Here is a 14,199-nt window from a genome sequence, read left to right as displayed (position 1 = left end):
GCATGCATAAACAATTAACCTGCGTGGTAATGCTGAGCGCGGTGCTGCTTGGCGGCTGCGGTGGCAACGATTTCAGCGATCTGCAGGTGTTCATGGAAGAGACCCGGGCGCGTCCAGCAGGCAAGATCGAGCCGCTGCCCCGGTTCAAACCCTATGAGGCATTCACCTACAGCGCTTCGTCCCTGCGCAGCCCTTTCCAGCCGCCGATTCGTGTCGATCTGACGCAGCGACAGAAAGGTTCGCAGGATATCAAGCCGGATGAAAACAGAGTTCGACAGTTCCTCGAGGGCTTCAATATCGAAGGGTTCGAGATGGTCGGTGTGCTCAGCAATCAGCAGGGCATGCAGGCGCTCATCCGTGGCGCGGGAAGCGTGCACAGAGTCAAAGTCGGTGACTATCTGGGTCGAAACCACGGCCGGGTTGCCAGCATCGAGGAAGGTCGTGTCGATGTGGTCGAGATAGTGCCGGACGGTGAAGGTGGTTGGTTGGAGCGGCCGCGTACCCTCAGCTTGCCTGAGCGCGGATAAGGTCAACCAGGGAGAGATAACATGAACTGTAAACAGTCACGCGTGGAACGCAATCAAATGCCTCTAACCAGGAAGTTTTCATTCGCAGCCGTGCTTGCGCTGCTCAGCCCGCTGGCTCTTGCCGCCGATCTTCAAAATATTGATGTGGCTTCGCTGCCGGGAGAGCGGGTGGAACTCAAGCTGTCCTTCGATGAGCCGGTTGCGGCTGCGCCGAAAGGCTACACGATTGAGCAACCGGCCCGGATTGCCATTGATCTGCCCGGTGTGAAGAACAAGCTGGGCGAGCGTTCTCGCGAGCTGGGGCTGGGTAATGCGCGCAGCCTCACCGTGGTTGAAGCCAATGATCGAACTCGTCTGATCATCAATCTGACCGATCTGGCACCCTATACCACCCGTGTTGACGGTAATAATCTGTTCATCATGGTCGGTGCTGACAAGGCGCCCGGCTATGCAGCGGCACCCGCGGCACCAGTGGCACCTGCACAGGCCGGCAATAACTGGCGCGGCAGCGACCAGCCCGCGGTCAGCAGTCCTGCAGCGGTATCTCGAGGGCCGGCCATCCGCAGCCTGGATTTCCAGCGCGGAGACCAGGGCGAAGGTAACGTCATCGTCGATCTCTCTGACCCGTCCATCCGCGTGGATGTTGAGGAGCAGGGCGGCCGTGTACGTTTGAACTTCCCCAATACCAGCCTGCCCGATGAGCTGCGGGTACGTCTGGACGTCAAGGATTTTGCTACGCCAGTCAACTTCGTCAATGCCAGCACTTCCGGCAGCGACGCCAGCATCACCATCGAGCCGACCGGCTTTTATGAGCATCTGGTATATCAGGCCGAGAGCCGGCTGATCGTGAGCTTCAAGCCGCTCAGCCAGACCGAGGTTGAACAGCGTCGCGCCGATGCGTTTTCCTATACCGGCGAGAAGCTGTCGCTGAACTTTCAGGATATTGAAGTGCGCTCGGTGCTGCAGCTGATTGCCGATTTCACCGACCTGAACCTGGTGGCCAGTGACACCGTGCAGGGCAGCATCACCCTGCGTCTGCAGAACGTGCCCTGGGATCAGGCGCTGGATCTGGTACTGAAAACCAAAGGTCTGGACAAGCGCCAGATCGGCAACGTGCTTCTGGTTGCGCCGGCTGAAGAAATTGCCGCCCGTGAGCGTCAGGAGCTGGAATCACAGAAGCAGATCGCCGAACTGGCGCCGCTGCGTCGTGAGCTGATTCAGGTCAACTATGCCAAGGCATCGGATATAGCCACCCTGTTTGCCTCGGTCACCGCCGGCGAAGGTGAGCAGCGTGGTTCGATCACCGTGGATGATCGTACCAACAGCATCATTGCTCTGGAAACCCAGACCAAACTCGACGAGCTGCGTCGTATCGTTACCCAGCTGGATATTCCGGTACGTCAGGTAATGATCGAGGCGCGTATCGTTGAGGCCAACGTCGGCTTCGACAAGGCGCTGGGCGTGCGTTGGGGCGGTAACGTGAACCTGGGAAGCCGCTTCAATGCGTATGGCAAGGATGGGAATATGGGAGTTGCCGAGGATCCCAATCCGATCACAGTCACCAACCCCGACGGCTCTACCCAGGAAGTCTCGCGCAATACTGCTGGCTTCATCGGTATTCCGGAAATTCCACTGAATACCCCCTTCGTTGATATGGGCGTGCTGGGCGCCACCTCGGGTATCGGTATCGGTTTCATTACTGACAATACCATTCTCGATCTGCAACTGTCGGCCATGGAAAGCACCGGTAACGGCGAAATCATTTCCCAGCCCAAGGTCGTTACCTCGGACAAGGAAACCGCAAAGATCCTCAAAGGTTCGGAAATTCCCTACCAGGAAGCCAGCTCCAGCGGCGCCACTACTACTGCCTTCGCCGAGGCGGTACTATCGCTGGAAGTGACCCCGCAGATCACCCCGGACAATCAGGTGATCATGGAAGTCATCGTGACCAAGGATGAGCCGGACTTCACCAGGGAAGTAAATGGTGTGCCGACCATCCGCAAGAACGAGGTCAATGCCAAGATTCTGGTCGCCGATGGTGAAACCATCGTCATTGGTGGTGTATTCTCCAGTGAATCGCAGAAGAGTCAGGAAAAGGTACCTTTCCTGGGCGACCTGCCCATCGTTGGCAGAGCGTTCCGGCGTGATATCAGCTTTGAGAGCAAGACCGAGCTGCTGGTATTCCTGACTCCGCGCATCATCAATAACGGAGCCATCAGCCTTGCCAGGTAACCGCGTTGCGTAATGTCTTTCTGATAGGCCCGATGGGAGCTGGTAAAAGTACCATCGGGCGTCTGCTTGCCAAGGAACTCAGATACCCCTTCAAGGATTCAGACCGGGAAATCGAAGCCAGAACCGGCGCCGATATCCCGTGGATCTTCGATGTGGAGGGGGAAACCGGCTTCCGCGAGCGTGAAGAAGCCATGATCGCCGAGCTGGTGCAGGAACAGGGGATCGTTCTTGCCACCGGTGGCGGTGTGGTCATGCGTGAGGCCAATCGTCGGGCACTGGCGGACAACGGCCTGGTAGTCTATCTGCGTACCAGTGTCGACCAGCAGCTTCAGCGCACCAGCAAGGACCGCCAGCGACCGCTGCTGCAGACCGCCGACCCGGAAACGGTACTGCGCGATCTGATGGCCCGTCGCGATCCGCTGTACCGGGAAATTGCCCACCTCACCATCGATACCGACCAGCGTGGCCCCCGAGTGGTGGTCAATACCATCATGGCCCAGCTCGATAAAGAGTTGAGCTAGGTATCCAGCAACGCCAGCCAGTGTGACGAGCATGAGATCTCTACGGCTTTATGCGCAGCTTTGGGGACTGATGTATCCTTTCTGAGTTTCCGGGTCTGACTATTGGGAGTTCCATGCAGCAATTGACCGTTAATCTCGATGATCGCAGTTACCCCATCCACATAGGCAGCAACCTGCTTGGGCGGGTGGAGCTGCTGGCGCCGCATATCGCCGGTCGGCAGGTCTGCATAGTAACGGACGATACCGTTGCTCCGTTGTATCTGCAGCGGCTGTGCCAGACGCTGGCAGATTACTCGGTGCTACCGGTGATCCTGCCTACCGGGGAAGCCTTCAAGAACTGGTCGACCCTGCAGCAGATATTCGATGCCTTGCTTGGTGCGCGGCATGACCGCCGTACTACCTTGATTGCCTTGGGTGGGGGCGTCATCGGTGATATGACAGGCTTCGCTGCCGCCTGCTATCAACGCGGTGTGGATTTCATTCAGATCCCGACCACGCTGTTGTCCCAGGTGGATTCATCGGTGGGTGGCAAGACCGGTATAAATCATCCTGCCGGCAAGAACATGATCGGTGCCTTCTATCAGCCCAAGGCTGTACTCATAGATACCGATAGCCTGCGCACCTTGCCGGAACGCGAAGTCAGTGCCGGGCTCGCGGAAATCATCAAGTACGGCCTGATTCGTGATATCGAATTTCTCGACTGGCTTGAGCAGAATATGCAGGCTTTGCGCGCACTGCAGCCGGAATTGGTGACCGAAGCGATCGCCCGTTCCTGTGCAATCAAGGCGGAAGTGGTGGCGGCGGATGAGCGTGAGGGCGGAGTGCGGGCGATTCTCAATCTGGGACATACCTTCGGCCATGCGATTGAAGCGCATCAGGGATATGGCACCTGGTTGCACGGCGAAGCGGTCGGCGCCGGTATGATCATGGCGCTGCAGCTGTCGCGTACTCTCGGTTGGCTGACGCCTGAGGAAGAGCGCCGCTGCACGCAGCTTGTCGCCGCTGCCGGGCTGCCAGTGACGCCGCCGGCGGATATGGCGGCGGAGGATTTCACACGTCTGATGGCGGTGGACAAGAAGGTGCTGGATGGTCAGTTGCGCCTGGTATTGCTCAAGCGATTGGGTGAGGCGGTAGTCACCGCAGACTTTGATGGGAAGGCGCTGCGCTCCGTGTTGGCAGCCGGCGATGAGTGATCAACGGGAAGCGGGAATGAGCGATTTGAGCGCAACAGAAGATTTTCTCGATCATTATCAACTGCAGCATGATCCTTTCGCTGCGCGTACGCCGGGGTTTCGATTTTTCACGCCCAAGCGCAAGCCGGTACTGGCGCAACTGCACCATATGGCGCATTTCTCCGAGCAGGTGCAGGTCGTGGTCGGACCTTCGGGTGCGGGCAAGACACTGCTGCGCCAGGCGCTGGTCGCCAGCTGCAACAAGGAAAATGTGCAATGCATCGTTACCTCCGGGCGGGAAGTTGCCGATGCGTCGACGCTGGCGCGCTTTATCTGCCAGGCTCTGAATGTCGCGGATACCAAGGCGCTGCTGGAACGCGCCGATCAGCTGCATCTGACCGGCATGCAATTGTACCTGGTGGTGGATGACGCTCATTGTCTTGATGGTGAGGCTGTGCAGTTGTTGGCTGATCTGAGCCAATCTGGCGGAAGAGCCGCTCCGCGGGTTTTTCTGTTCGCGGACGAAACCGTTGCCGGACTGCTGGAGGTCGTTGATATGCCGGCAGATCGGGTCTGGCTGCAACTGATCGATCTGGCGCCGTTCACGCTTGAAGAAACCCGGGATTATCTGAGCCAGCGGCTGGAAACCGCTGGCCAGGGCATCGAGTTGCTGGATGACGAGCAGATTCGGCATATCTATCAGCAGAGCAGTGGTTGGCCGGGTGAAATCAACCAGGCGGCCAGGCAGACGATGGTGGAAGCAATCGAGCCGGCAGGACCGGTAGAGCGCAAGAAGGGCACGGCCTTGCCGTTGCGCTCGCTGGTTGCGCTGGTGCTGGTGGGTACCGGCGTAGCCATTGCCTGGATGATGGGTGGCGATGAGCCGGAGCCCACCCGCACGGTCCTCAGTCTGCCTGATCAAGTGGCAACGGTAGATGTTACCGATGCCGGAGTGGCTGGGCCAATTCTGCAGATGCCCAATGACGCAGGCAACATGCTCGAACGCATAGCCGAAGAGCCTGATGCCGAGCCGCTCGGCACGACCGTGGCCAACAGCGGGCCTGCCCCAGAGGACGCCGGAGCTCTTACCCAAGAGCCGGCGATCAGCGGTACTGCGGCCAATGCCAATGATTTGCCCGAGCCCATTGCCATGCCCGAGCCGCTACCGGTAGAGGCGCCGCCGGTGGTTGCTGCTCCAGAGCCTGCGGTCAAACCTGAGGCTGCCGCTCCGGTAGCAGCACCTGCCCCGGCGCCAGCGGTAACCGCCCGGAAAGCCGGTGCCTACCATCAGGCAGACTGGTATCGCCAACGTGCCACGAGTGAATATGCGCTGCAATTGCTGGGCAGCCGTTCACGCCAAGCTGCTCTGGACTTCATTGGTGCGCAAACTGGTGTGGCGGATCTGGGCTACTTCGAGACCTTGCACGAAGGCAAGCCATGGTTCGTCGTCACTCAAGGCGCCTATGCCGGGCGTAGCCAGGCCCAGCAGGGTGCGGCGCGATTACCCGAATCCCTGCGTAAACTGAAGCCGTGGCCACGTAGTATCGGCAGCATCCAACAGTCGCTGCGCTAAGCAGGCTGACCGTTCCGATGGTTCTCGCGCAGAGTATGGGAACCATCGAGTGGTCATAGCTCCGATTTCGTCTGTCACTCTGATTGTTCCCGCGCTCCAGCGGGAATGCCTGCCGGAACGCTCTGCGTCCCATTCCCGCCGCCGCACAGGCCAGCCAATCCGAACCCCGGTACCCATAACGCAGGTTCCGATGCACAGCTTGGGGAGAACCAGCTGAAATGTCTGCGTCCCGATTCTGCCCCGTCACGGTGCAGAATAATGAAGTATGCACTCCTTTGGTTCAAAAATATAAATACTTTTAAGAAAAGCATTCACTTTTACGACAGTTAGATATGTTTTTGCGGCAAAAATAATTGTCGTGGCTTGGGGGGCTGTGTAGAATCAAGCTCTCTTTTACAGTTGATAGCGGTCTTTCTGACCCTGAAAATATCCTGTAAATGCCTGAAATACATGGAAATATTGAGAGCGTGTCTATGAAAGCAGGTCTGTATCAGCCTGATCAGTTCAGGGATAACTGTGGCTTCGGTTTGATTGCCCATATGCAAGGGCAGGCCAGTCATCATTTGCTGGAAACCGCCATCGAGGCGCTGACCTGCATGACCCATCGCGGCGGCATCAATGCCGACGGCAAGACCGGTGACGGCTGCGGCCTGCTGATCCAGATGCCTGACCGTTTCATGCGTGCCGTAGCGCAGGATGAGCTGACGGTGGATCTGCCGCAGCAGTACGCCGTGGGAATGGTCTTTACTGGCGCCAGCGAACAGGCGCAACAGCGCGCTCATCAGGCATTTGCCAGCGCATTGGCCGATCAGCAGCTGCTGCCGATCGGCTGGCGCGCGGTGCCAGTGGAGAGCAGCGTTCTCGGCCCGCTGGCGCTGAGCTGCCAGCCGAATATCGAGCAGCTGTTCATCTCCGGCGAGGGGCTGGACGAGCAGCAGTTTGCGATCAAACTGTTCTATGTCCGCCGCCGGGTGGAAATCGCCCTGCAGGACGATCCGGACTTCTATGTCTGCAGCCTGTCGCCCAAGGTGATCTCCTACAAGGGCCTGATGATGCCCGCCGACTTGGATAAATTCTTCCCCGAACTCGGCGACCCCCGTATGGAGACCGCGATCAGCGTATTCCATCAACGCTTCTCGACCAATACGCTGCCGCGCTGGCCGCTGGCCCAGCCGTTCCGCCTGCTGGCGCACAACGGCGAGATCAACACCATCACCGCCAACCGCAACTGGGCCCATGCCCGGCGCAACAAGTTCGTCAACGAGCTGTTGCCCGACCTGAACAGCCTGGCGCCGCTGGTGAACGTCACCGGTTCGGATTCATCCAGCATGGACAACATGCTGGAGCTGCTGCTGGCCGGTGGCATGGATCTGTTCCGGGCGGTGCGCATGGTAGTGCCGCCGGCCTGGCAGAACATGGAAACCATGGATGCAGACCTGCGCTCCTTCTATGAATACAACTCCATGCACATGGAAGCCTGGGATGGCCCGGCCGGTATCGTGCTGACCGAAGGCCGCTACGCTGTCTGCCTGCTTGACCGCAATGGGCTGCGGCCGGCGCGCTATGTCATCACTGCCAACGGCTACATTACTCTGGCGTCGGAAGTCGGCGTCTGGGGTTACCGCCCGCAAGACGTGGTCAGCAAGGGTCGGGTCGGCCCCGGTCAGATCCTCGCTGTGGACACCCGCACCGGTGAAGTCCTGCACACCGATGAAGTAGAAGGCCGGCTGAAGTCCCGGCACCCGTATCGCAAGTGGCTCAAGCAGCATGCTTTGCGCATCCAGGGCACGCTGGACGACCGGGACCACCGTGACGAATTCCTCGCATCCGAAGCCCTGCAGCAGTACATGAAGATGTTCCAGGTCACTTTCGAGGAACGCGATCAGGTATTGCGCCCCCTGGGTGAAAACGGCCAGGAGGCGGTCGGTTCCATGGGCGACGACACGCCCATGGCCGTGCTGTCCAGTCGAGTGCGTACGGTCTACGATTACTTCCGCCAACAGTTCGCCCAGGTCACCAACCCGGCGATTGACCCGTTGCGCGAAGCCATCGTCATGTCGTTGGAAACCTGCCTGGGCGCCGAGCGCAACGTCTTCGAAGAGACCCCGGATCACGCCAACCGCGCCATTCTCAGCAGCCCGATAGTCTCCCCCGCGAAATGGCGCACCCTGATGAACCTTGAGCGTCCGGGGTTCGCCCATCAGGTCATCAATCTCAACGTGGCTACCGATGTGCCGTTGGATGCCGCGGTGGCCGCCATCACCGAGCAGGCCGAGGCCGCGGTACGGGCGGGCAAGACATTGCTGGTGCTGAGCGACCGGGCTATTGAACAGGGCAAGCTGCCAGTGCATGCGGCCCTGGCGGTCGGCGCGGTGCACCATCATCTGATCGCCGTCGGTCTGCGTTGCGACTGCAATATCCTGGTGGATACCGCCACCGCCCGCGATCCGCATCATTTCGCGGTGCTGATCGGCTTCGGTGCCTCGGCGGTCTATCCCTACCTGGCCTATGAGGTGCTGGCCGACCTGATTCGTACCGGCGAGGTGATCGGCGATCTGTATGAGGTCTTCAAGAGTTACCGCAAGGGCATTTCCAAGGGCTTGCTGAAAATTCTCTCGAAGATGGGGATTTCCACCGTCGCCTCCTACCGTGGCGCGCAGCTATTCGAAGCGGTCGGTCTGGCCGATGAGATCGTCGACCTGTGCTTCAAGGGCGTACCCAGTCGCATTCAGGGCGCGCGTTTCGCTGACCTGCAGGTCGAACAGGCGCTGCTGGCAAGCGAGGCCTGGAATCCGCGCAAGACCATTCAGCAGGGCGGGCTGCTCAAGTTCGTGTTCGGCGGCGAGTACCATGCCTACAACCCCGATATCGTTCGCGCGTTGCAGGATGCAGTGCAGGGCGACAGCTATGACAAGTACCTGGAATACGCCGCGCTGGTGAACCAGCGGCCGGTATCGACCCTGCGTGATCTGCTGCGCCTGCGGGATGACCAGACGCCGATCTCGCTGGCCGAGGTCGAGCCACTGGAATCCTTGTTCAAGCGCTTCGATTCCGCGGGTATCTCTCTCGGCGCGCTGTCGCCCGAAGCCCATGAGGCCATTGCCGAGGCGATGAATCGGCTCGGTGCGCGCTCCAACTCGGGTGAGGGTGGTGAGGACCCGGCGCGCTACGGCAGTATCCGTACTTCGAAGATCAAGCAGATCGCCTCTGGCCGTTTCGGCGTGACGCCGGAATATCTGGTCAGTGCCGAAGTGCTGCAGATCAAGCTGGCCCAGGGCGCCAAGCCTGGTGAAGGCGGGCAACTGCCCGGCGGCAAGGTCAACGAGCTGATCGCCCGGCTGCGTTATGCGGTCCCCGGCGTGACCCTGATCTCGCCGCCGCCGCACCACGATATCTATTCGATCGAGGATCTGGCGCAGCTGATTTTCGACCTCAAGCAGGTCAATCCCCAGGCGCTGGTCTCGGTCAAGCTGGTCGCCGAGCCGGGCGTAGGCACCATCGCCGCCGGTGTGGCCAAGGCCTACGCCGATCTGATCACTATTTCCGGTTACGACGGCGGCACCGGTGCATCACCACTGACCTCCATCAAATATGCCGGTTCGCCTTGGGAACTGGGCCTGTCCGAAGCGCACCAGACCCTGCGCGGCAATGATCTGCGCGGCAAGGTGCGGGTGCAGACCGACGGTGGCCTGAAAACCGGTCTGGATGTGATCAAGGCGGCGATTCTCGGCGCCGAGAGTTTCGGCTTCGGTACCGCGCCGATGATTGCCCTGGGCTGTAAGTACCTGCGTATCTGTCACTTGAACAACTGCGCCACCGGCATCGCCACGCAGAACAAGAACCTGCGCGACAACCACTACATCGGTACGGTACAGATGGTGATGAATTTCTTCACCTACGTTGCCACCGAAACGCGTGAGTGGATGGCGAAACTCGGCGTGCGGGAGCTCAAGGATCTGATCGGCCGTACCGACCTGCTGGAAGTCCTGCCGGGCGCCACCAGCAAACAGCAGGGGCTGGATCTGCGTCCGTTGCTGTTCAGTGATGCGGTGCCGGCGGACAAGCCGCAGTATTGTCAGCTACCGGGTAACGCCCCCTTCGACAAGGGACAGACCGCCGAACGCATGGTGGACATGGCGCGTGCCGCTATTGAAGGGGCTACCGGCGGCGACTATGAGCTGAGCCTGACCAACTGTGACCGCTCCATTGGTGCGCGGGTGTCCGGCGAGATTGCCCGGGTCCATGGCAACCAGGGCATGAGTGGCGCACCGATCACCTTCCGTTTCAGCGGTACCGCAGGCCAGAGCTTCGGCGTGTGGAATGCCGGTGGTCTGCATATGTATCTGCAGGGAGATGCCAACGACTACGTTGGCAAGGGCATGACCGGCGGCAAGCTGGTGATAGTACCGCCTGGGGGCAGCGCTTTCCGCTCCGAGCGGAGCGCGATCATCGGTAATACCTGCTTGTACGGTGCCACTGGCGGCAAGCTATTCGCTGCTGGTACCGCTGGGGAGCGCTTCGCCGTTCGCAACTCGGGTTGTCACGCGGTCGTCGAAGGGGCGGGTGATCACTGCTGTGAGTACATGACCGGCGGCATGGTCTGTGTGCTCGGCAAGACCGGTTACAACTTCGGCGCGGGGATGACCGGCGGCTTTGCCTACGTGCTGGATCAGGACAACAGCTTCTTCGACAAGCTCAACCATGAGCTGGTGGAGCTGCAACGCATCAGCGGCGAAGCGATGGAAGCCTACCGCAGCCACCTGACCCAGGTGTTGACCGAGTACGTTGCCGAAACCGGCAGCGCCTGGGGTGCCGAGGTGCTCGAGGATCTGGACAACCACATCCGCCGGTTCTGGCTGGTCAAGCCGAAGGCAGCAAGCCTGCGGGCATTGCTGCGGACCACCTTGGCCAACCCGCAATAACTCGCAGCGGCGGGCGCGATCAGGCCCGCCGATGGCAATGGATATCAAGCAGCGACGAGCGAACGACCCGGCGCTGCAGTAACGAGGTGCAACAATGGCAGACCGTCTGAATAACGACTTCCAGTTCGTCGAGGTGGGCCGCAAGGACCCGAAGAAGCGCCCGCTGCGCCAGCGCAAGACGCGCTTTATCGAGATCAACGAGCCGTTCAAACCCCAGGAGGCGGCCGAGCAGTCGCACCGTTGCCTGGAATGCGGCAACCCCTACTGCGAGTGGAAGTGCCCGGTACACAATTACATTCCGAACTGGCTGAAGCTGGTCGCTGAGGGCAACATCATCGAGGCTGCAGAGTTGTCTCACCAGACCAACACTCTGCCGGAAGTCTGCGGTCGGGTGTGTCCGCAGGACCGGCTGTGTGAAGGTGCCTGCACCCTGAATGATGATTTTGGCGCGGTCACCATTGGCTCGGTGGAGAAGTACATCACCGATACCGCTTTTGCCATGGGCTGGCGGCCGGACATGTCCGAGGTAGTGCCGACCGGCAAGCGCGTGGCGATCATCGGTGCTGGTCCGGCGGGCCTGGGCTGCGCCGACGTGCTGGCGCGCGCGGGAGTCAGTCCGGTGGTATTCGACCGCAACCCCGAGATCGGCGGCCTGCTGACCTTCGGCATCCCCGAATTCAAGCTGGAGAAGAATGTCATGTCTCGCCGCCGCGAGATCTTCACCGGCATGGGCATCGAGTTCCGCCTGAATACCGAGGTCGGCAAGGACGTGACCATGCAGCAACTGCTGGATGAATACGATGCGGTCTTCATGGGCATGGGTACCTACACTTATATGAAAGGTGGCTTCCCGGGTGAGGAGCTGCCGGGCGTGCATGATGCGCTGGATTTCCTGGTCGCCAACGTCAATCGCAACCTGGGCTTTGAGAAGTCGGTGGGCGATTTTGTCGATATGCAGGACAAGCGGGTGGTGGTACTTGGCGGTGGTGACACCGCGATGGATTGCAACCGTACCTCGATTCGCCAGGGCGCCAGTGCGGTCACCTGTGCCTACCGGCGAGATGCGGAGAACATGCCAGGCTCGCGCAAGGAAGTGAAGAACGCCAAGGACGAGGGCGTGAAGTTTCTGTTCAATCGCCAGCCTATCGAAATTGTCGGCGATGGCAAGGTCGAAGGCGTGAAGGTGATTGAGACCCGCCTTGGCGCACCGGACGCCCGCGGCCGCCGCAGCCCGGAACCTATTCCCGGTTCCGAGCAGATCCTGCCGGCCGATGCGGTCATCATCGCCTTCGGCTTCCGTCCCAGCCCGGCGCCCTGGTTTGTCGATGTGCAGGTACAGGTGGATGAGCAGGGCCGCGTGCTCGCCCCGGAACAGGCGCAGTACAAGTTCCAGACCAGCAATCCCAAGGTGTTTGCCGGCGGTGACATGGTGCGCGGCTCTGATCTGGTGGTCACTGCGATCTGGGAAGGGCGGCAGGCGGCTGAGGGGATTCTGGATTATCTCGAGGTTTGATGTCGATTTTAGGGTGATGTCTGCTGGCGGTTTGCGTTTGCGTTGGCGTTGTTTGGGCGTGTTGGTGCCTGGGTCGATGGTCTGGCCTGGCTTCGCAGACACGCCGTGAACCCATCCCTGGGGGCTCGTTGATGCCATCCCTGGCATCAAACGGTCTGCGAAGCCAGGCCAGACCATCAACCCTGTGAGCTGCTGAGTTGCTGATGGAATACTCTGCGTCTTAATCCCGCCGCCGTGCATACCGGCCAGGCCGGACGCTGGAGCGTCCACAGCGAGGTTCCCACGCAGAGCATGGGAACCATCAAAATCGAGTGCTGGCTCCTTACTTGATCGTTCCCATGCTCCAGCGTGGGAATGCCTGCGGGGACGCTCTGCGTCCCGGTCTCGCACGGAGATGACGGCAGCGGTTACCGGTCGGGTTAGCTCGACCGTCGGTTGTCAGGGATGACAACCGCGAGCTTACAGGGACGTACTTGCAGCGTGTCGAGCTGGCCCGACCGGTAACCGCAGTCCTTGCACACTAGGCACATCAACATGCCAGTAACAACGAGCCCGCCGCGCCCCTTTGCCGCACCGCCCCTTATCTTCCTTGCGATAACGGTTACAATGGACTCCATTTACGTAACTGGATGCCGATTTCATGTCTGAATTGAAGAATGACCGTTTTCTGCGTGCGCTGATGCGTCAGCCTGTCGACGTAACCCCGGTGTGGATGATGCGCCAGGCTGGCCGTTATCTGCCCGAGTACCGCGCCTCCCGCGCCCGCGCCGGTGATTTCATGGGTCTGTGCATGAATCCGGAAATGGCCTGTGAAGTAACGCTGCAGCCTCTGGAGCGTTACCCGCTGGATGCGGCCATTCTGTTTTCCGACATTCTCACCATTCCCGATGCCATGGGCCTGGGTCTGCATTTCGAGACCGGTGAAGGTCCGAAATTCCGCAAGCGCATCGATACCCTGGCGGATATCGAAGCCCTGCCGATTCCCGATGCGCGCAAGGATCTGGGTTACGTCATGGATGCGGTCAGCACCATTCGCCGCGAGTTGAATGGCCGAGTGCCGCTGATCGGTTTCTCAGGTAGCCCCTGGACCCTGGCGACCTACATGGTTGAAGGCGGCTCTTCCAAGGACTTCCGGAAGATCAAGGCAATGATGTATGACCAGCCCGAAGCGGTGCATCTGCTGCTGGATAAGCTGGCCCAGTCGGTTACTTCCTATCTGAACGAGCAGATCAAATCCGGCGCCCAGGCGGTGCAGATCTTCGATACCTGGGGCGGCAACCTGTCTGCCGACGCTTATCAGCAGTTTTCCCTGGCCTACATGCGCAAGATCATCAGCGGCCTGATTCGCGAGCATGATGGCCGTCGCGTGCCGGTGATCGTGTTTACCAAGAACGGTGGTCTGTGGCTGGAAAGCATTGCTGATTGCGGCGCTGACGGTGTCGGTCTGGACTGGACCATGGACATCGGTGTGGCCCGTTCGCGGGTTGGCTCCAAGGTGGCGCTGCAGGGCAATATGGATCCGACTGTGCTGTATGCCAATCCGCAAGCCATCCGCAACGAAGTGGAGCGTATCCTGGCCAGCTACGGGAAGGGCGCTGGCCACGTGTTCAACCTCGGCCACGGCATCACCCCGGAAGTGGACCCGGTCCATGCTGGTGTGTTCATTGAGGCGGTGCATGAGTTTTCGGCCAAATATCATGATCCGAATGCAGTTGTCGCCCAGGGCTGACAACGGACTT

General features: G+C 60.1%; 8 protein-coding genes. All 8 read left to right on the top strand.

The window, feature by feature from the left end:
- The first annotated feature begins 2 nt into the window (after positions 1-2).
- The 8 genes from BLU11_RS13985 to hemE all read left to right on the top strand — a co-directional run bounded on the left by BLU11_RS13985 (position 3) and on the right by hemE (position 14,189).
- Positions 3-527, top strand: coding sequence for a pilus assembly protein PilP (locus tag BLU11_RS13985; RefSeq protein WP_157718680.1), 525 nt, complete (start codon positions 3-5; stop codon positions 525-527).
- Positions 528-584: 57 nt separating this feature from the next.
- Positions 585-2,759: a type IV pilus secretin PilQ gene (gene pilQ / locus BLU11_RS13980; protein ID WP_090276522.1), complete on the top strand. Its 2,175-nt coding sequence runs from the start codon at positions 585-587 to the stop codon at positions 2,757-2,759.
- A gap of 5 nt (positions 2,760-2,764) precedes the next feature.
- Entirely contained in the window at positions 2,765-3,280 is a 516-nt protein-coding gene (gene aroK, locus BLU11_RS13975; RefSeq protein ID WP_090274389.1) for a shikimate kinase AroK, read from the top strand.
- 113 nt (positions 3,281-3,393) lie between these two features.
- Positions 3,394-4,473 carry a 3-dehydroquinate synthase gene (gene aroB / locus BLU11_RS13970; protein WP_090274387.1) on the top strand — a complete coding sequence of 360 codons (1,080 nt, stop codon included), beginning with the start codon at positions 3,394-3,396 and terminating at the stop codon, positions 4,471-4,473.
- A gap of 16 nt (positions 4,474-4,489) precedes the next feature.
- Positions 4,490-6,025: an AAA family ATPase gene (locus tag BLU11_RS13965; protein ID WP_172828694.1), complete on the top strand. Its 1,536-nt coding sequence runs from the start codon at positions 4,490-4,492 to the stop codon at positions 6,023-6,025.
- Positions 6,026-6,498: 473 nt separating this feature from the next.
- Positions 6,499-10,947 carry a glutamate synthase large subunit gene (gene gltB / locus BLU11_RS13960; protein WP_090274383.1) on the top strand — a complete coding sequence of 1,483 codons (4,449 nt, stop codon included), beginning with the start codon at positions 6,499-6,501 and terminating at the stop codon, positions 10,945-10,947.
- Positions 10,948-11,041: 94 nt separating this feature from the next.
- Entirely contained in the window at positions 11,042-12,460 is a 1,419-nt protein-coding gene (locus BLU11_RS13955; RefSeq protein ID WP_090274381.1) for an FAD-dependent oxidoreductase, read from the top strand.
- A gap of 640 nt (positions 12,461-13,100) precedes the next feature.
- Positions 13,101-14,189, top strand: a complete 1,089-nt coding sequence (hemE, locus tag BLU11_RS13945) for a uroporphyrinogen decarboxylase (RefSeq protein ID WP_090274376.1) — start codon at positions 13,101-13,103, stop codon at positions 14,187-14,189.
- Positions 14,190-14,199: the final 10 nt, after the last annotated feature.

The sequence above is a fragment of the Halopseudomonas litoralis genome (assembly GCF_900105005.1).
Lineage (GTDB): Bacteria > Pseudomonadota > Gammaproteobacteria > Pseudomonadales > Pseudomonadaceae > Halopseudomonas > Halopseudomonas litoralis.
The sequence above is the reverse complement of the archived record's forward strand: the minus strand, read 5'-3'. Positions and strand labels throughout refer to the sequence as shown.

Coding starts and splice junctions, on each gene's coding strand:
- aroB (WP_090274387.1), top strand. CDS start 3,394: ATGCAGCAATTGACCGTTAATCTCGATGATCGCAGTTACCCCATCCAC.
- gltB (WP_090274383.1), top strand. CDS start 6,499: ATGAAAGCAGGTCTGTATCAGCCTGATCAGTTCAGGGATAACTGTGGC.
- BLU11_RS13965 (WP_172828694.1), top strand. CDS start 4,490: ATGAGCGATTTGAGCGCAACAGAAGATTTTCTCGATCATTATCAACTG.
- hemE (WP_090274376.1), top strand. CDS start 13,101: ATGTCTGAATTGAAGAATGACCGTTTTCTGCGTGCGCTGATGCGTCAG.
- pilQ (WP_090276522.1), top strand. CDS start 585: ATGCCTCTAACCAGGAAGTTTTCATTCGCAGCCGTGCTTGCGCTGCTC.
- BLU11_RS13955 (WP_090274381.1), top strand. CDS start 11,042: ATGGCAGACCGTCTGAATAACGACTTCCAGTTCGTCGAGGTGGGCCGC.
- BLU11_RS13985 (WP_157718680.1), top strand. CDS start 3: ATGCATAAACAATTAACCTGCGTGGTAATGCTGAGCGCGGTGCTGCTT.